The organism is Leifsonia sp. 466MF (assembly GCF_900100265.1).
GTDB lineage: Bacteria > Actinomycetota > Actinomycetes > Actinomycetales > Microbacteriaceae > Leifsonia.
In genome coordinates, this window is the sequence record NZ_LT629696.1 from 1,098,284 (window position 1) to 1,116,062 (window position 17,779).

At 71.3% G+C, this 17,779-nt stretch carries 16 protein-coding genes; 9 read left to right on the top strand and 7 right to left on the bottom strand.

Annotated features, from left to right (window positions below; genetic code table 11):
- Positions 1-75: 75 nt before the first annotated feature.
- Positions 76-546: a hypothetical protein gene (locus BLR91_RS05220; RefSeq protein WP_089938075.1), complete on the bottom strand. Its 471-nt coding sequence runs from the start codon at positions 544-546 to the stop codon at positions 76-78.
- A 99-nt stretch (positions 547-645) separates the two neighbouring features.
- On the opposite strand from BLR91_RS05220, the gene BLR91_RS05225 reads away from it, so the two are divergent.
- Complete coding sequence (locus BLR91_RS05225; protein WP_089876605.1) at positions 646-1,350, top strand: alpha/beta fold hydrolase; 705 nt, start codon at positions 646-648, stop codon at positions 1,348-1,350.
- 57 nt (positions 1,351-1,407) lie between these two features.
- On the top strand, positions 1,408-5,028 hold the full coding sequence (gene mfd / locus BLR91_RS05230) for a transcription-repair coupling factor (protein WP_089876603.1): 3,621 nt from the start codon (positions 1,408-1,410) through the stop codon (positions 5,026-5,028).
- 87 nt (positions 5,029-5,115) lie between these two features.
- Here the strand turns inward: mfd and nhaA are convergent, their stop codons facing one another.
- Positions 5,116-6,309, bottom strand: a complete 1,194-nt coding sequence (gene nhaA, locus BLR91_RS05235) for a Na+/H+ antiporter NhaA (protein WP_089876601.1) — start codon at positions 6,307-6,309, stop codon at positions 5,116-5,118.
- Positions 6,310-6,422: 113 nt separating this feature from the next.
- Here nhaA and BLR91_RS05240 point away from each other — a divergent pair, with 113 nt between their 5' ends.
- Positions 6,423-7,130: a MazG family protein gene (locus BLR91_RS05240; RefSeq protein ID WP_089876599.1), complete on the top strand. Its 708-nt coding sequence runs from the start codon at positions 6,423-6,425 to the stop codon at positions 7,128-7,130.
- 14 nt (positions 7,131-7,144) lie between these two features.
- On the opposite strand, the gene BLR91_RS05245 is transcribed toward BLR91_RS05240, so the two are convergent.
- Genes BLR91_RS05245 through BLR91_RS05265 form a run of 5 tightly spaced genes read right to left on the bottom strand, consistent with a single transcriptional unit; the run spans position 7,145 to position 11,717 of the window.
- Entirely contained in the window at positions 7,145-7,612 is a 468-nt protein-coding gene (locus BLR91_RS05245; protein ID WP_089876597.1) for a heme-degrading domain-containing protein, read from the bottom strand.
- Positions 7,613-7,671: 59 nt separating this feature from the next.
- A complete protein-coding gene (locus tag BLR91_RS05250) occupies positions 7,672-8,487 on the bottom strand; it encodes an ABC transporter ATP-binding protein (protein ID WP_089876595.1) in 816 nt (271 codons plus the stop codon).
- 1 nt (position 8,488) lies between these two features.
- Positions 8,489-9,586 (bottom strand): FecCD family ABC transporter permease, encoded by a 1,098-nt coding sequence (locus BLR91_RS05255; RefSeq protein ID WP_231918823.1) that lies wholly within the window; start codon positions 9,584-9,586, stop codon positions 8,489-8,491.
- Entirely contained in the window at positions 9,583-10,656 is a 1,074-nt protein-coding gene (locus tag BLR91_RS05260; protein WP_018191595.1) for a FecCD family ABC transporter permease, read from the bottom strand. The genes BLR91_RS05255 and BLR91_RS05260 overlap by 4 nt, the downstream gene beginning before the upstream one ends.
- A gap of 5 nt (positions 10,657-10,661) precedes the next feature.
- Positions 10,662-11,717, bottom strand: a complete 1,056-nt coding sequence (locus tag BLR91_RS05265; protein WP_020077195.1) for an iron-siderophore ABC transporter substrate-binding protein — start codon at positions 11,715-11,717, stop codon at positions 10,662-10,664.
- Between the two features lie 442 nt (positions 11,718-12,159).
- Here BLR91_RS05265 and hisS point away from each other — a divergent pair, with 442 nt between their 5' ends.
- The 6 genes from hisS (at position 12,160) to BLR91_RS05295 (ending at position 17,755) form a co-directional block, all read left to right on the top strand.
- A complete protein-coding gene (gene hisS, locus BLR91_RS05270) occupies positions 12,160-13,452 on the top strand; it encodes a histidine--tRNA ligase (RefSeq protein ID WP_089876593.1) in 1,293 nt (430 codons plus the stop codon).
- Between the two features lie 66 nt (positions 13,453-13,518).
- A complete protein-coding gene (eno, locus tag BLR91_RS05275) occupies positions 13,519-14,799 on the top strand; it encodes a phosphopyruvate hydratase (RefSeq protein ID WP_026307240.1) in 1,281 nt (426 codons plus the stop codon).
- Positions 14,800-14,952: 153 nt separating this feature from the next.
- A complete protein-coding gene (locus tag BLR91_RS05280) occupies positions 14,953-15,198 on the top strand; it encodes a hypothetical protein (protein ID WP_089876591.1) in 246 nt (81 codons plus the stop codon).
- Positions 15,199-15,307: 109 nt separating this feature from the next.
- Positions 15,308-15,841, top strand: coding sequence for an FtsB family cell division protein (locus BLR91_RS05285; protein WP_089876589.1), 534 nt, complete (start codon positions 15,308-15,310; stop codon positions 15,839-15,841).
- A gap of 4 nt (positions 15,842-15,845) precedes the next feature.
- Positions 15,846-16,361: a DUF501 domain-containing protein gene (locus BLR91_RS05290; protein WP_089876587.1), complete on the top strand. Its 516-nt coding sequence runs from the start codon at positions 15,846-15,848 to the stop codon at positions 16,359-16,361.
- Positions 16,362-16,369: 8 nt separating this feature from the next.
- The gene (locus BLR91_RS05295) at positions 16,370-17,755 is read left to right on the top strand and encodes a S8 family peptidase (RefSeq protein ID WP_231918824.1); all 1,386 of its coding nucleotides are present in this window, start codon (positions 16,370-16,372) and stop codon (positions 17,753-17,755) included.
- Positions 17,756-17,779 lie beyond the last annotated feature (24 nt).

Consider the following 17,779-nt stretch of genomic DNA (forward strand, 5'->3'; position numbering starts at 1 on the left):
CGTCCCGCGTGTCGGCCGGAAACGGAGGTGGATGCGGGCGTCAGGCACGCGAATGACCTCCGTTTCCGGCGGCCGTCACGCGGCGGGGAGCGTCGCCCCCAGCGCTGCCGCGTACACCGCGAACGACACGATCGGAGCTGCCGCGGCCACGATGATGGCCACGACGCCGAACGGCCGTCCGCGCTTCGTCGCGACCGCCACGATGCCGAGTACCAGTGCGAGGATGCCCAGCACCGTCCCGAGCAGGATCTGGACGCCCATGAGGAGGCCGACGGGGGCGAACGCCGCCGCCTGATCCGCCGTGAGATCGCTCGTGTTGAACGAGAAGCTGGACGACGTGCGCGACGCGAGCGGACCCGCGGCCATGCCCACGACCACCGACGCGACCACCGAGAGGATGAAGACCGGGATTGCGATGGACATCGCCGTGATCCCGAGCGCGCGCGAGCGCGGGGGAGCGGGCGGCGCATCCCACCCGGCCGGCGCGTACGGCGACGGCGGCGGCGGGTAGGAGTTGTAGTACGCGGGCTGGTTCGGGTCGGTCACGGTTCCCCCCTCGGGTTCGGGCCGCCTCACGGCGGATGCTCAGCCAGAGCGTAGCGGACACTCTGCCCCGGACCAGGCGCGACGCGTACCGTGACCGGCATGGAGTTGTACACGCGCGAGTGGGGCAGCGGAGACCGCCTCGCGATCCTGGTCCACGGGGTCATGTCGGACTCGCGCAATTGGCGCAGGGTCGGGCCGGTTCTCGCCGAACGCGGCTACCACGTCATCGCCGTCGACCTGCGCGGACACGGGCACAGCCCCCGGACGGAGGAGTACTCGGCCGAGCTGATGGCGCAGGACATCGTCGACACGGTGCCGGCGCATCCCGAGCTGGTCATGGGCCACTCGCTCGGCGGTCTGACCGTCAGCCTCGCGATCGAGCGGCTCGACCCGCAGCGCGTGATCTACGTCGATCCCGCGTTCTCGTGCCCGGCCGCCAACCGGTTCCAGCAGATGCTCGCGCCGGCCTTCCTGCGCACCCTCGCTCGGCAGTCGGCGGCGCGCATCGCGAAGCGCAACCCGCGCTGGGATCCGGCCGACGTCGCCATCGAGGTCGAGACGTTCAAGGCGTTCGACCGGGCCGTCCTCCCGGTGGTGGTCACCCCGTCGGCGATGCGCGCTCCCGAGGTCATGAGCGTGCCCTCGATGGTCATGCTGGCCGACAACTCGCAGCTCGTGAAGCCGGAGCTCGCCGAGCGGCTGCGCTCCGAAGGGTACGAGGTGCGCGTCGTCCCCGGTTCCGGCCATGTCATCAACCGCGACGACCACGACGGCTTCATGCGGGCCCTCGAGGGATGGATCTGACCGCTCGTCCATTCCGCACCCCTCGACGTGTCGGTGGGCCCACGTAGAATTGACCGAGTGATACTCCAGGGTCTGGTCGCCGCGCTCTCACGCGAGTCCTCGTTCAACGATGCGCTCGGCTATGCGGCGCGCGACGCCGACTTCTCGCTGACGGACGGCCTGCGGGCTCCGCTCCTCGCCGGACTGCTGCGTCGCCGGGCCGAGCAGGGCGCGTCCCAGGCGATCCTCCTCATCACGGCCACCGGTCGCGAGTCCGAGTCGATCCGCGGTGCGTTGCCGTGCATCCTGCCCGAAGCGGAGATCGTGGAGTTCCCCGCGTGGGAGACGCTGCCGCACGAGCGGCTGAGCCCGAGCCCCGAGATCGTCGGCAAGCGCCTGAGCGCGCTCCGGCGTCTGGCCGACTGGTCCGAGGGCGACCGCACCACCCCGTTCATCCTGGTCGCGTCGGTGCGTGCCGCGCTGCAGCCGCTCGCCGACAACCTCACCGACTACGCCACCGTCGCCCTGCAGGCGGGAGCGCGTGGGTTCGACCTCGGCGGTCTGTCGACGCAGCTGGTCGACCTGGCCTACGGGCGCGTCGACATGGTCACGCGGCGCGGCGAGTTCGCGGTCCGCGGCGGCATCCTCGACGTCTTCCCGCCGACGGCCGACCACCCGTACCGCATCGACTTCTTCGGCGACGAGGTGGATGCGATCCGCGCCTTCTCGGTCGCCGACCAGCGGTCGATGCCCGAGCCGATCGCCGAGGTGAGCCTGCCGCCGAGCCGCGAGCTGCTGCTCAGCGACTCGGTGCGTCAGCGCGCACGGGAGATGGAGCACGAGTTCCCGAGCCTGTCGGCCATGCTCGCCAAGATCGGCGAGGGCATCCCGGTCGAGGGGATGGAGTCGCTGGCCCCCGCGCTCGTCGACCGTCTGGTGCCGCTCACCCACTACCTGCCCGACGGCGCGGCGGTAGCCGTGCTGTCGCCCGAGCGCGTCGCCTCGCGCGCGGTGAGCCTGGCGGAGACGAACCGCGAGTTCCTCTCCGCCGCTTGGAGCGCGGCCACCGTCGGCGCGGCCGCCCCGATCGACCTCGCGGCGGGCGACTTCCTGACCCTGCAGCAGCTGAAGGACTCGGTGAAGTTCAGCCGCCCGGGCTCCCCGAGCCCCGACCACCCGTGGTGGACGATGAGTGGCTTCCAGGCGAACGACGTCCTCCCCGAGGAGCGCGAGCTGGAGGAGCACCTGCAGGTGCGCATCGACGCCGAGGCCGTCCCCAGCTTCCAGGGCAACGTCTCCGGTGCCGTCGAGCACGTCGCCACGCGGCTGCGCGACGGCTGGAGCGTCGCGATCGTCGCGGCCGGCAACGGGTTGGTCGAGCGCGCCGCCGACGTCCTCGCCGAGTCGGAGCTCCCCGCGCGGCCGGTCGACGAGTTCCCGGCCGACCCTGAGCCCGGCATCGCCTACCTCGTCAAGGCCACGGCCGAGCACGGCTTCGAGGTGCCGGGGACGAAGCTCGCGCTGATCAGCGAGGCCGAGTTCTACGGCCGCGCTGTCGGCTACGACTCGCGCCAGGTGAAGAAGCTGGCGGCCCGGCGCAAGAACGTCGTCGACCCGCTGCAGCTGAAGCCCGGCGACTACGTCGTGCACGAGACGCACGGAATCGGCAAGTTCGTGGAGCTGACCCAGCGCGAGGTCTCCAGCGGCGGCCGCAATGCGGTCAAGTCGAAGCGCGAGTACCTCGTGCTCGAGTACGCGCCCTCGAAGCGCGGCTACCCGGGCGACAAGCTCTACGTGCCGACCGACCAGCTCGATCTCCTCACCCGCTATGTCGGCGGCGAGGCGCCGCAGCTGTCCAAGATGGGCGGCAGCGACTGGGCGGCCGCGAAGGGCCGCGCCCGCCGGGCGGTGCGCGACATCGCCGTGGAGCTGGTCAAGCTGTACTCGGCCCGCATGGCGAGCAAGGGCCACGCCTTCGCCCCGGACACCCCCTGGCAGCGCGAGCTGGAGGAGGCCTTCCCGTTCGCGGAGACGCTCGACCAGTTGCAGACCATCGACGAGGTGAAGGCCGACATGGAGCGGCCCATCCCGATGGACCGCCTCATCTCGGGCGACGTCGGCTTCGGTAAGACCGAGATCGCCGTGCGCGCCGCGTTCAAGGCGGTGCAGGACGGCATGCAGGTCGCGATGCTCGTGCCGACCACCCTGCTGGTGAAGCAGCACGCCGAGACGTTCCAGGAGCGCTTCGCCGGCTTCCCCATCCACCTGCGTCAGCTGAGCCGCTTCCAGACCGACAAGGAGGCGCGCGAGACCCTGCGCGGCATGGCCGACGGCACGGTGGATGTGGTGATCGGCACCCATCGCATCCTCGCCGACGGCGTGAGCTTCAAAGACCTCGGACTCGTGATCATCGACGAGGAGCAGCGCTTCGGCGTCGAGCACAAGGACGCGCTGAAGAAGCTGAAGACCAACGTCGACATCCTGGCGATGAGCGCGACGCCCATCCCGCGCACGCTGGAGATGGCGGTCACCGGAATCCGCGAGATGTCGACGCTCGCGACGCCCCCGGAGGACCGGCACCCCATCCTCACGTTCGTCGGCCCGTACTCGGACAAGCAGGTGGCGGCGGCGATCCGTCGCGAGCTGCTGCGCGAAGGCCAGGTGTTCTTCGTGCACAACCGCGTCGGCTCGATCACGAGCATGGCCGCGAAGCTGGCCGAGCTGGTTCCCGAGGCGCGCATCGGCGTAGCCCACGGCAAGATGAACGAGCACGCGCTGGAGCAGGTCGTCGTCGACTTCTGGGAGCGGCGCTTCGACGTGCTGGTCTCTACGACGATCATCGAGACCGGCCTCGACATCGCCAACGCGAACACGATCATCATCGACCGCGCCGACAAGTACGGCCTCAGCCAGCTGCACCAGCTGCGCGGTCGTGTCGGACGCGGGCGCGAGCGCGCCTACGCGTACTTCCTGTGGGATGAGAACAAGCCGCTGAGCGAGACCGCTCACGACCGGCTCTCGACCATCGCAGCGAACAACGACCTCGGCAGCGGCATGCAGGTCGCGCTGAAAGACCTCGAGATCCGTGGAGCGGGCAACCTGCTCGGCGGCGAGCAGTCGGGTCACATCGCGGGCGTTGGCTTCGACCTCTACCTCCGGATGATCGGCGAGGCCGTCTCCACGTTCCGCGGCGAGGTCGCCGAGGGCCAGACGGAGCTGCGGTTGGAGCTGCCGGTCGATGCGCACATCCCGGAGGAGTACGTCGACAGCGAGCGGCTGCGGCTGGAGGCGTACCAGAAGCTGTCGACCGCGAGCTCGCCCGCGGCGAAGGACGGCCAGATCGATCTCGTGCTGGAGGAGCTGACCGACCGCTACGGCACCCCGCCGGAGGCCGTCACCAACCTCGTCGCCGTGTCGCGGCTGCGCCGCGCGGCGCAGAAGGCCGGGCTCGGCGAGGTCGTGGCGATGGGTTCCAACCTGCGCCTGGCGCCGGCCGTGCTGCCCGACTCGCTGCAGGTGCGCCTGCAGCGCATGTACCCGGGGTCGAAGTACCACGCGGCTCCGAAGGTCGCGACCGTCCCGCTGCCGCGCGTGAACGGCGAGGCGCTCGACGACGCGTCCCTGATCACGTGGGTGGCCGACCTGCTGGGGGCGCTGTTCCCGGAGAAGGAGCAGGCCGCCGCCGAGCGCGCCAGCTGACGCGACCCGTCCCGCGCATCCGTGGGTCGCAACACGCCGCTATGCGGCGGCCATAACGGCGCGTTGCGCCCCACGGATGCGACGGGGTCAGGCAGACGGCTCCGCCTGTGATTCCGGCTCCGCCCGCTTCCGCGGATCCGGGTGCGGGTGCTCCCGTCGGTTGCGCCGGGCCAGCGCGCTGACGAGGAACCCGGAGACGACGATCGCGACCGCCGACCCGAGCAGCACGGCCAGCGTGCCCTCCGCCCGGACCTCCTCCGACCCGGCGAACGCCAGCTCGTTCATGAGCAGGGAGACGGTGAAGCCGATCCCGCCGAGCGCGGCGACGGTGACGAGCCCGAAGAGCGAGATGCGCCCGCGTTCGGCACCGCGCTTCGTGAACGAGCCGAGCCATCCACCCAGGGTGATGCCGATGAGCTTGCCGACAGGCAGGGCGACCAGGATGCCCCAGAACGCCGGCGACAGCTGCGACGGCGACACGGCGGGGATGGGCACCAGCGCCGCCGAGAACGCGAACAGCGGCAGGATGAGCCCATTCGACCACGGTTCGAGGGCGTGCGTGACCTTCCCGGCAGGCCGGCGCGCCATGACGAGCCCGAGGGCGACGCCCGCGATGGTCGCGTGCACGCCGGAGTCGTAGACCAGCCACCAGGTGAGCAGAGCGAGCAGCACCATGAGGACACCGAGCGGCCAGCGCATCCGCCCGCGCAGCCTCCGGCTCAGCACCCCGAACACGGCGACCGTGACGGCGGCGAGCGCCAGCTCCAGCAGGTTCGGGTCGGTGGTGAAGAACACGGCGATGATGACGATCGCGATGAGGTCGTCGAGCACCGCGAGGGCCAGCAGGAAGACGCGCAGCCGGTTCGGCAGCCCGCGGCCGAAGACGGCGAGCACGCCGAGCGCGAAGGCGATGTCCGTCGCGGTCGGGATGGGCCACCCCTGCGACACGCCGGTGCCCGCGGTCAGCGCCAGGTAGATCCCCGCAGGCACGACCACGCCGGCGACCGCCGCGATCGCCGGATGGATGGCCTTCTGCACACTGTTGAGCTCGCCCACGACGAGCTCGTGCTTGAGCTCGACCGCGACGATGAAGAAGAAGATCGCGAGCAGGCCGTCGCTGATCCAATGGCCGACGCTCAGGTCGAGCGGCCCGGCTCCGAGGTGGGCGTGCTGAACGTCGAGCAGCGCGGGGCCGAGGGCCGTGTTGGCGAGGAGGAGGCCGAGCGCGGCCGCTCCGAGGAGGAGTCCGGCGGCGGTGCGCTCGGATCGGATGATGCTCATGCGGTCACCAATCATGCGGGGTCACGGAAACGACGCCGACCAGACTTCCCGGCACACCGCTCATGACTCTACCCGGTGGCAGGATGGATGAATCGTAGAGCGAGGAGGTCGGCATGGGCGAGGCAGTGGGTCAGGATCCGGGTCCGGTGGTCGTACCGGAGGCCGCGACGAAGCTCGACGAGCTGGTCGCCGTGATGGCCCGCCTGCGCGCTCCGGGAGGGTGCCCGTGGGATGCCGACCAGACCCACGAGTCGCTGGTGCAGTACCTGATCGAAGAGACCTACGAGCTCATCGACGCCATCGAGACCGGTGACCGCGACGAGCTGCTCGAGGAGCTGGGCGACGTGCTGTACCAGGTGCTCTTCCACGCCGATATCGCGGCGCACACGCCGGGGGAGGACTTCGACATCCAGGATGTCGCCGCGCACATGACTGCGAAGATGGTCGGCCGCCACCCGCACGTCTTCGGCGACCGGACCGCCGCCGACGCCCGCCGGGCCGAGACCGCGGACGACGTGGTCGGGTTCTGGGACGAGCTGAAGAAGCAGGAGAAGCCGGGCCGCACGAGCGTGCTCGACGGCATCCCCCAGAGCATGCCCTCGCTCGCGCTGGCCGACAAGCTGCTCGGCCGCGCGCAGAAGGTCGGTCTGCTCGACCTGCAGGAGTCGGGCGGCGTGCAGGTGGCCAGCGAGGACGAACTCGGGCCGCTGCTGCTCGCGATCGTCGCGTCGGCCAAGGCGCAGGGGCTGGATGCGGAGCGCGCGCTGCGCTCGACCCTGCGCGACCTGCAGGACGAGATCCGCGACCAGGAGGCCGTCTAGGCCCCGCCGCTATCTCACTCGCTGAGCGAAGCCAGGTATTCGCGGATGCCGTCCGTCACCAGCAGGTGGTCCTCCTCCGAGGTGAGGCCCGACGCGGTGACCGCTCCGACGACGCCGGTGCCGGTGACCCGGATCGGGAACGAGCCACCGGTGAGCGCGTAGTCGCGTGCATCGAGCCAGCCGAGACCCTCCACATCCACGTCGGCCAGGCGGAGAGCCACCAGGGCGCTGCTCGCCTCGAACCGGTGCACGACGGCAGCCTTCTTGCGGATCCAATCCTGCTGATCGACCGTCGTTCCGGGCAGCATGGCGCGGAACAGGATGTGATCTCCGCGCCGGATGTCGACGGCCACACCGGCGTCGGCCGCGAGCGCGCGCTCGATGATGAGGCTCCCCAGGCGCCACGCTGCGGCGAGGTCGAACGACGGCAGGACGAGCTCCCGCTCCTGCTGCTCGAGAAACGGGATCGAGAGGTCGGTCATCGTGGTCCTTCGCTCGGGGCCGCCGCACGGCGCGTCACGCCGACACTAGCCGAGTGGGCCTACGCCGTGTGGTGCCGTCCGAGCGGTACAACGAGCGGCGTCCCGGTCACCGGGTCGTCGGCGATGACCGACTCGACGCCGAACACGTCGCGCACGAGCTCCGCCGTGACCACCGCGGCCGGGTCTCCCGCCGCCACGACCGACCCCGAGCGCATGGCGATGAGGTGTCCGGCATACCGCGCGGCCAGATTGAGGTCGTGCAGCACCATGACGACCGTCGTGCCACGGGCGGCGTTGAGGTCGAGCAGGAGATCGAGCACATCCAGCTGGTGGCTGAGGTCGAGGAAGGTCGTCGGCTCGTCCAGCAGGAGGATGTCGGTGCGCTGGGCGAGCGCCATCGCGATCCACACGCGCTGCCGCTGACCGCCGGAGAGCTCGTCCACTGGACGGTCGGCGAGGTCGGTGATCCCGGTCGCCGTCATGGCCTCGGCCACCGCTTCGTCGTCCTCGGCCGTCCAACGCCGGAACCAGCCCTGGTGCGGGTAGCGGCCGCGCGAGACCAGGTCCGCGACGGTGATGCCGTCGGGCGCGGTCGGCGTCTGGGGCAGCAGTCCGAGGCGCTGCGCCACCTGTTTGGTCGGCAGCGAGTGGATGTCGGAGCCGTCGAGCAGGACGCTGCCGGAGGCCGGCGGGAGCAGCCGCGACAGCCCGCGCAGCAGGGTCGACTTGCCGCAGGCGTTCGGCCCGACGATGGCGGTCACGCGGCCGGCCGGTATGTCGAGGTCGAGTCCGTCGACCACCACCCGTCCCTCGTAGGCGAGCGACAGATCGCGGGCGGCCAGCTCCGGCACGGCGGAAGGGGTCTCGTATGTCATGTCAGCCTCCACGGCCGATGCGGTTGGTCCTGGCGAGCAGCCAGAGCAGGTAGGGGGCGCCGACGATCCCGGTGACGACGCCGACCGGCAGCACGACGCCCGGGAGCGCGAACTGGGCGACGATGTCCGAGACGACGAGGATGAGCGCGCCGAGCAGCGCCGACGGGACGAGCGCGAGCGACCCGCGGCCCAGCAGCCGCCGGGCGATCGGCGCGGCGAGAAACGCGACGAAGGAGACCGGACCGGCGACGGCGACGGCGAGAGCCGCGAGCGCGACGGCCACGGCGACCACCAGGAGGCGGGTGCGCTCCGGCCGCACACCGAGCCCGGCGGCGAGGTCGTCGCCGAGGGACAGGGCTCCGAGCGGACGGCCGATCAGCAGTGCGCAGGGCACCAGCAGCACCGTCCCGATGCCGAGCACCAGCAGCGAGGTGGGGTCGACGGAGTTGAGGCTCCCGGTGATCCACACCAGCGCCTGCTGCACGTCGGAGAGGTCGGCGCGGGTGAGCACGTACGAGACGATGCCCGCGCAGAAGGCCGCGATCCCGATCCCGACCAGCACGAAGCGGTAGCCGCTGACACCGTGGCGCCAGGCCAGCAGGTAGATGGCCGCGGCGGCGACGAGCGTCCCAGCGAGCACGATGCCGGAGAGTGCGAGACCCGTGAGCCCGAACCAGATCAGGGCGACGGAGCCTGTCGCGCTCGCCGCCGCGGTGATGCCGATGATGTCGGGGCTCGCGAGCGGGTTGCGGGCGACCGACTGGATGAGCGCACCGGAGAGCCCGAGGCACGCTCCGACCAGGGCGCCCGCGATCAGCCGCGGCAGCCGCAGCTCGAGGATGACGAACGACGTCAGCCGGTCGGCGCGGCCGACCAGTGCGGCCAGCACGTCCGCGGGCGAGACCGCCACAGCGCCGAGCGTCAGGGAGACGGCCGCGACGAGGAGGACGAGCACGGCGAGCACGATCGAAACCCGGAGCGCGCGCGAACGGCCGTGGCGCCGGTCGGCGCGCACCGCATCCACCGTGCCGGCGGCCGACGTGCCCCCGTCCGACGTGCCCCCGGCCCGTGACGGCGGGGACACCGGTGCGGCGCTCACAGGCTCACCAGCCGTCGGCGCCGCACCAGCGCGATGAACACCGGCGCGCCCACGAACGCCAGCACGACGCCCACCTGCAGCTCACCGGGAGGGGCGACGACGCGGCCGAGGATGTCGCACGCGAGCAGCAGCGTCGGTGCGGCGACCGCCGAGTACGCCAGGATCCAGCGGTAGTCCGCCCCGACCACGCGCCGGGCGATATGCGGGATGATCAGGCCGAGGAACGCGATGGGCCCGACCGCCGCGGTGGCCGAGCCGCAGAGCAGGACGATCGCCACCCCGCAGAGCACGCGCGTCACACCCACGCGCTGTCCGAGACCGCGGGCGACGTCGTCGCCGAGCGCGAGGCCGTTCAGCAGCCTCCCGAGCCCGAGCGCCAGGATCGCGCCGACGGTGAGCGTCGGGAGGATCTGCCACAGCACCCCGAATCCGCGGCCGGCGAGCGATCCCACCTGCCAGAAGCGCATGGCGTCGAGCGAGGCGCGGCTGGTCAGCTCCACCGCGGTGATCAGCGAACCCAGGGCGGCCGAGACGGCCGCTCCCGCGAGCGCCAGCTTGACCGGCGTCGCCCCTTCGCGCCCGAGGGAGGAGACGGCGTAGACGAGCACGGAGGCGAGCGCCGCGCCGGCGAACGCGAACCACAGGTACCCCGTCGGCGCGGTGATGCCCAGGAACGCGATGGCGACGACCACGGCGAGCGACGCCCCGAAGTTGACGCCGAGGATGCCGGGGTCGGCCAGCGGGTTGCGCGACAGCCCTTGCATGACCGTGCCGGCGAGCCCCAGGGCGAGCCCGGTGACCAGCCCCAGCAGAGTGCGGGGGAGGCGGCTGTCCACGACCACGAGGGAGTCAGGGTCGCTGCGCGAGTAGTGCAGCAGGGCGTGCACGACGTCGGCCGGGGCGATCGTACGCGCGCCGACCATGAGGCTCAGCACCGAGACGACCACGAGCAGGACGGCCGCGACGGCGAAGCCCGCGAGCAGGCGGCGGCGCCGGGCGCGCGGGGACGACCCCGCGCGACCGGTACCCGCCCCGCCGGCGGCGGCGGGCGCGTCGACGCTCGCGGACATCCGCGCTACTTGACCTTGTCGGCGGCCTTGGCCAGCTGCGGCACGTAGCGGTCGAGCATCCACGGGATGCTGAGCACGCTGGGCGCGCTGGTCGCGGCGACGAACGACCGTCCGATGATGGGGGCGAAACGGCCCTCCTTGATCGTCGGCATCGCGGCGACGAGCGGGTCGGAGGTGAACGCATCCACCGCGGCCTGGTCTTCGAAGTACATCACCAGCAGGTCGGTGTCGATCTTGGACAGGTTCTCGTAGCTGAGCTGGTAGAAGAAGCTGCCGTCGCCCTTCGAGGAGTCGAGGGAGGCGATGCTCGGGGAATTCTTGAGCCCCAGGTCGTTGAGCAGCTGCACGCGCGGGTCGTCGGCGCGGTAGACGTTGAGCTTGCCCGGCTCGTTGGCGGCGGCGTAGAAGAAGGTCTTGTCCTTGAGCACCGGGTACTTCCCGGCGAGCGCGGTCACCGAGTCCTCGGTCTTCGTGACGAGGGCGTCCGTCTCCTTCGTCATGCCGAGCGCCTTGCCGACGATCTCGGTCTGGTCGCGCCAGCTGGTGGACCACGGCTTCTCCGGGTAGGCGACGACCGGGGCGATCTTGCTGAGCGTGTCGTACTCCGCCTGCGTCAGCCCGGAGTACGGGGCGAGGATGACGTCCGGCTTGGCCGTCACGAAGTCCTCGAACGGCACCTCTCCGGTGTCGGCGGGGATGATCTTCGGCGTCTTCCCGCCGAGCTCCTTGATCCGATCGGCGTCCCACGGCAGGATGCCGTCCGCGGTGCCGCCGTAGGCGAACGCCGGCATGGCGACCGGGACGATGCCGAGAGCCAGGACGATGTCCTGCGCACCCCATCCCCAGGTCGCGATGCGCTTCGGCTTCTCGTCGATCTTCGCCTCGCCGAGGGCGCTCTTCACCGTGACGGGGAAGGCGCCGGTGCCGCTGTCCGAGCTGCTCTGCGCGGCGGATCCGCCGGCGCTGCAGCCGGTGAGCGCGAGGGCGGCGGAGGCCACGATCGCGGTGGCGATCACAGCGAGACGCGACCGGCGACGGGCGGCGCGGGGGACAGGCAGCATGGTTCTCCTCGGGAGGGATGGGATGGGCGGCTGCCGACGACATGGTCGGCGCGATGTAAGGCAAGCCTAACCTAAGGGATCGCGGGCGACCAAGACCCGTCCATCGACCCGCGCGGTCGATCGGAGAGCGCACGTAACCGGCGGAGCGCCAGGGATGGCCGGCAGCGCATCCGCCCGTTCAGGTCGCCATTCGGGTGAGGCGGCGCCTCGCGGCGGCGCACTCCTGGTCTCGGCGGACGCGTTGTCGGCCCGTGTCTGGCAGCGAGCAAGCGCCGTGGTCGGACGGATGCGACTCATGCCAGGTCCTGTATTGAGGACGCCACCGAGCCTCGCACAATGGCGGAGCCTCAGGGTGGCAACGCCTGGATTTTACGCCCGCGGGTGGATGCGCACCATACCCTCCGGCACCGGCCGCGGGCCGCCTTCATGGAAGAATCGACGCATGGCCTCACCGATCACCCCGCCCCGCGGCATGCGCGACTTCCTCCCCGCTGAGAAGGCCCGCCGCGAGCATGCTCTCGGGGTGATCCGCCGCAGCTTCGCCGCGCACGGGTTCGACGAGATCGAGACCCCGGTCGTCGAAGACATCGAGCGCCTGCACTCGGGACTCGGCGGCGACAACGAGAAGCTGTCGTTCAGCATCCTGAAACGCGGGCTCGACGGCGACGACCTCACCGCCGCCATCGACTCGGGCGACCTGCTGAGCCTCGCCGACCTCGGGCTCCGGTTCGACCTGACGGTTCCGCTCGCCCGCTTCTACGCCACCCACCGGGCCGAGCTCCCTCCGGTGTTCCGCAGCATCCAGATCGCGCCGGTGTGGCGGGCAGAGCGTCCGCAGAAGGGCCGTTACCGCCAGTTCGTGCAGTGCGACATCGACATCATCGGCGAGGCGACCCAGCTGGCCGAGGTGGAGCTGATCACGGCGACCGCTGCGGCGCTCGAAGCGCTGGGCCTCAGCGACTGCACGATCCGCATCAACGACCGGCGCATCCTGAACGGGCTGCTCGAGTACTGCGGCTTCGACGAGACGCGGTGGCCGCAGGTGCTCATCTCCATCGACAAGCTGGACAAGATCGGCGCGGAGGGCGTGGTCGCCGAGCTCGCCGAGGGCGGGGCGGACTCCGCGGCCGTGCTCGGCGGCATCCTCGCCGACCTGGAGCCGCACCTCGCCGACGGCGGCGTCGCACTCACCGTCGAGGCGATCACCGGCATCCTCCCCGAGGGGATGGACACCGACGCCGTCGCCGACCTGGAGGCGCTCGCGCACGCGCTCGACACGCTTCCGCCCGGCGTCGCCCTGCGGTTCGATCCGACGCTCGTGCGCGGCATGGGGTACTACACCGGCACCATCTTCGAGATCGCGCACCCCGGCTCCGGCAGCTCGGTCGGCGGCGGCGGGCGCTACGACGGGATGATCGGCCGCTTCCTCGGGACCGACGTGCCCGCCGCCGGTTTCTCGATCGGCTTCGAGCGGGTCGTCGACCTCATCGAGCTGCCTGAGGACGCCTCCGCGGAGTCCGTCGTGCTCGTCTACGATCCCGCCGTGCCGCTCGACCGCCTCGTCGCGATCAAGTCGGAGCTGATCGCGCGCGGGCAGCGTGTCCGCCTCGACCGGCGGGCGAAGAACCTCAAGGCCGTGCTCGACCGTGCGGCCTCCGCCGGCTTCCGCTCGTTCGCGTTCGTCAACGCGGACACGGCGGATGCGGCTGCCCTCGAGGTCAAGCCGCTGAACTGAGCGGCTCACCTCGCATCACTAGACTGACGTCGTAAAACCCACGAAAAACCACGCAAGGAGACAGTTGTGGCTGCAATCGAAGCTGTAGGCGCTCGCGAGATCTTGGACTCGCGCGGCAACCCGACCGTCGAGGTCGAGGTGCTCCTCGAGGACGGCACGGTCAGCCGTGCCGCCGTCCCGTCCGGCGCGTCCACCGGGGCGTTCGAGGCCTACGAGCTGCGAGACGGCGACAAGGAGCGCTACCAGGGCAAGGGCGTGCTCAAGGCCGTGGATGCGGTGCTCGACGAGCTCGGACCTGCGATCGAGGGCTTCGAGGCCTCCGAGCAGCGCCTGGTCGACGAGGCCCTGATCGACCTCGACGGCACCGACAACAAGAAGCGCGTCGGAGCCAACGCCATCCTCGGTGTCAGCCTCGCCGTCGCCAAGGCCGCGGCCGACTCGGCCGACCTGCCGCTGTTCCGCTACGTCGGCGGACCGAACGCCCACGTCCTGCCCGTCCCGATGATGAACATCATCAACGGCGGCGCGCACGCGGACACCGGCGTCGACATCCAGGAGTTCATGGTCCTCCCGCTCGGCGCGGAGACCTACTCCGAGGGCCTCCGCTGGGGCGTCGAGACCTACCACTCGCTCAAGGCTCTGCTGAAGTCGAAGGGCCTCAACACCGGCCTCGGCGACGAGGGCGGCTTCGCCCCGGAGCTCGAGCACAACCGCGCGGCGCTCGACCTGATCTCCGAAGCCATCGAGAAGGCCGGCTTCACCGTCGGCCGCGACATCGCCCTCGGCCTCGACGTCGCCTCCACCGAGTTCTTCGAGAACGGCGTGTACCGCTTCGAGGGTCAGGAGCGCACCGCCGCCGAGATGAGCGCCTACTACCAGGAGCTCGCGGCGAACTACCCGCTCGTCTCCATCGAGGACCCGCTGGCGGAGGACGACTGGGAGGGCTGGGCGCACCTCACCGCCGAGCTCGGCACCAAGCTGCAGCTCGTCGGCGACGACCTGTTCGTCACCAACCCGAAGCGCCTCGCCGAGGGCATCACCAAGCACGCGGCCAACAGCATCCTCGTCAAGGTCAACCAGATCGGCACCCTGACCGAGACGCTCGACGCCGTGTCGCTCGCCCAGCGCAGCGGCATGACCGCGGTGCTCTCGCACCGCTCCGGCGAGACCGAGGACACCACGATCGCCGACCTCGCCGTCGCCACCAACGCCGGCCAGATCAAGACCGGCGCCCCGGCCCGCTCCGAGCGCGTCGCGAAGTACAACCAGCTGCTCCGCATCGAGGAGGAGCTGGGCGACGCCGCCGTCTACGCCGGCCGCAGCGCCTTCCCGCGCTTCACCGCGTAACCGCACCCACCGCGCGGCCCCCGGGGTTCCCCCGGGGGCCGTCCGCGTCTCCGGCTGCGTGAGGTGCACGTAGTTGCGCCTCCGCACGGCGTGTCGCGCGCAACTACGTGCACCTCGAGGCCGCGGGAGGGCGCCCGACGGTAGGGTGCTGGGGTGACCACGGAGTCGGAGGTCGTCCCGCTCGTCCTGTTCCTCGCGCTCGCGGCGCTGTTCGCCCTCCTCGGGCTGTTCCTCCTGCTGCGTCCTGACCGAAGCGCCGAGTTCTTCTCCGAGGAGGATTCGCACCGCCGCTTCCGGGCACGCGACGCGCGGGCGCTCGGCCTGGTCTTCCTCGTCGGCGGCGGGGCGCTGGTCGCGCTCGGCGCTGTGCGTCTCGTGGGCATCCTGGCCGCCGGCTGAGCGCATCCCGACACCCCGTGCCGCCACGGGTCGAAGTGACGTCATCGCCTACGATGGGAGGGGGCCGCCCGGTCCCGATCCGCCACCAGCATCCCGAACCGGAGGGCCCATGCCGAAGCCGCGCACGCAACGCGTCCCGGTGCGCATGTCACGCCCGACCGGTACCGGCCGCTGGCTGCGCCAGCTGCATTTCTCGGCGTTCTCGCTCGTGATGATGGGCGTCCTCGTGCTCGCGGTGCTCATCCTGGCGCCGACCGTCCAGGCGTTCCTGTCGCAGCGGCAGCAGATCGCCGACCAGCAGCACGCGGTCGACCAGCTCGCCGCTCAGGTCAACACCCTCAAGGACCAGCGCGCGCGCTGGAACGACCCCAGCTACCTGCGCGCCCAGGCCCGCGACCGGCTGTACTACGTCATGCCCGGCGAGGTCAGCTACCTCGTCATCGACGACCGTCCGCCGGCGGCGAAGCAGGATACGACCCCCGTCAGCTCCAAGCTGGTGAAGACGCAGACCGACTGGGTCGGCTCGCTGTTCGGCTCCTTCATGGGCGCCGGACTGACGCAGGCGACCCCGCAGCAGCTGAGCGGAACCCCGGCTCCCGACCCGACGGCTCCCGCCACCGGGTCGCCCACCCCGAAGAAGTAACGCCATGACCAGACCCCCGTTCGACCCCGTGACCGACGAGGACATCGCCGTCGTCTCCGAGCAGCTGGGCCGTTCCGCCCGCAACGTCGTCGGCATCGCCGCGCGCTGCGTGTGCGGCCGCCCGACGGTGGTCTCCACGGCGCCCCGCCTGGACGACGGGACGCCGTTCCCGACGTTCTACTATCTGACGCATCCCGCCGCGACCGCGGCCATGTCGGCGCTCGAGGCGACCCAGGTCATGGCCGAGTACAACGACCTCCTCGCGGAGGCCGACGACGTCGCGACCGCCTACCGCGCGGCGCACGAGCAGTATTTGGCCGACCGCGAGTCCATCGCCGTGGTGGAGGAGATCGCCGGCATCTCGGCGGGCGGCATGCCCTCCCGCGTGAAGTGCCTGCACGCCCTCGCCGCACACGCCCTCGCCGCCGGCCCAGGAGTCAACCCGATCGGCGACCTGGCGCTCGCCCGCGGCGACTGGTCGCCCGCGGTGTGCGAGTGCCGCATCGACGTCGCCGGCTAGGACGCCTGGTGGGGGACCGGATGCGGCGGTCGGCCGCACGTGAGCCCCGAGTCGCCGCAGGCGGCCCGGCGGCTTCGGTCCGCCCGCGCGGCGCTCGCACCCGGACGGCCCGCACCCACCCGGCCCGCGGCCTCGCCTCCATCGCCGCGGCCGCGCTCGCCATCGCATCCACCCTCGTCCCCGCCACGGCCGCCCGCGCCGACCAGGTGCGCGACCTCGAGTACTGGCTGAACGACTACGGCTTCGCCCAGGCCTGGAACACGACCCGCGGCGCGGGAGTGAAGGTCGCCGTCATCGACACCGGCGTCGACGGCTCCGTGCCCGACCTCGCCGGCGCTGTCGTCGGCGGTACGGATGTCTCCGGGGTGGGCGCCGCCTCCGGCCAGAAGCCGCTCGGCGACGCGGAGAGCGCCAACCACGGCACCTGGGTCGCCTCCCTGCTGGCTGGCCGGGGGACCGGGCCGGACAGCGGCGTGCTGGGCGCGGCGCCGGACGCCACCATCCTCAGCGCGTCCGTCGCTTTGGGCAAGGCGATGGGACCGGTCGGCAGCGACGAGCAGATCGCCGAGGCCGTCCGCTGGGCGGTCGACAACGGCGCGTCGGTGATCAACATGTCGCTGACCCGCAACACGCTCGACTGGCCGACCAGCTGGGATGAGGCGTTCCAGTACGCCTTCTCGCACGACGTGGTCATCGTGGCCGCGGCGGGCAACCGGGGGAGCGGCACCAGCGAGGTCGGGGCGCCGGCGACCATCCCCGGCGTGCTCACCGTCGCCGGGGTCGACCGGGCGGGCAAGGCCAGCTTCGACGCGTCCGCCCAGGGCATCACGATCGGCGTCTCGGCGCCGAGCGAGCAGCTCGTCGGCGCGAACCCGGGCGGAGGGTACGTGCAGTGGGCGGGCACCAGCGGCGCCGCGCCGCTCGTGTCGGGCGCTGTCGCGCTCGTGCGCGCCGCGCATCCCGAGCTGAAGGCCCCGGATGTGATCGAGCGGATCATTCGCACAGCGAAACCCGCAGGCGGCACCGTGCCGAGCCCGATCTACGGCTACGGACTGCTGGATGCGGCGGCCGCGGTCACGGCCTCCGTCTCGCATGTCACCGCGAATCCGATGGGCGATCTCGGCGATTGGATCCGCATCCACCGACGGGCGGAATCGCCCTCGACGCCTGCGCCGTCGACCCCCGCTCCGGGCGGCGATCCGCAGGCCGCGCCCGTCCCGGCGAAACTGACCCCCGAGCGCGCGCTACCATGGAATCGGTTCTTCTGGCCGCAATGGAGCGTCCTCACCGCATTCTGGCTGCCGTTCGGTCTGATTGCCGGCTTTCTCGCTCTCGTCGCCCTCGGCGGCGTCGGCGTCTGGTCGCATTTCAGGCGGATGCGCAGCAAGGAGTAATGTAAGGCCCAAACTTATCGGTTA

Excerpts from the sequence above, each read along its gene's own strand:
- nhaA (WP_089876601.1), bottom strand. The coding sequence starts at position 6,309 with ATGAGCATCATCCGATCCGAGCGCACCGCCGCCGGACTCCTCCTCGGA.
- BLR91_RS05240 (WP_089876599.1), top strand. The coding sequence starts at position 6,423 with ATGGGCGAGGCAGTGGGTCAGGATCCGGGTCCGGTGGTCGTACCGGAG.
- BLR91_RS05290 (WP_089876587.1), top strand. The coding sequence starts at position 15,846 with ATGACCAGACCCCCGTTCGACCCCGTGACCGACGAGGACATCGCCGTC.
- BLR91_RS05285 (WP_089876589.1), top strand. The coding sequence starts at position 15,308 with ATGCCGAAGCCGCGCACGCAACGCGTCCCGGTGCGCATGTCACGCCCG.
- BLR91_RS05245 (WP_089876597.1), bottom strand. The coding sequence starts at position 7,612 with ATGACCGACCTCTCGATCCCGTTTCTCGAGCAGCAGGAGCGGGAGCTC.
- BLR91_RS05250 (WP_089876595.1), bottom strand. The coding sequence starts at position 8,487 with ATGACATACGAGACCCCTTCCGCCGTGCCGGAGCTGGCCGCCCGCGAT.
- BLR91_RS05225 (WP_089876605.1), top strand. The coding sequence starts at position 646 with ATGGAGTTGTACACGCGCGAGTGGGGCAGCGGAGACCGCCTCGCGATC.
- hisS (WP_089876593.1), top strand. The coding sequence starts at position 12,160 with ATGGCCTCACCGATCACCCCGCCCCGCGGCATGCGCGACTTCCTCCCC.
- BLR91_RS05260 (WP_018191595.1), bottom strand. The coding sequence starts at position 10,656 with ATGTCCGCGAGCGTCGACGCGCCCGCCGCCGCCGGCGGGGCGGGTACC.
- BLR91_RS05265 (WP_020077195.1), bottom strand. The coding sequence starts at position 11,717 with ATGCTGCCTGTCCCCCGCGCCGCCCGTCGCCGGTCGCGTCTCGCTGTG.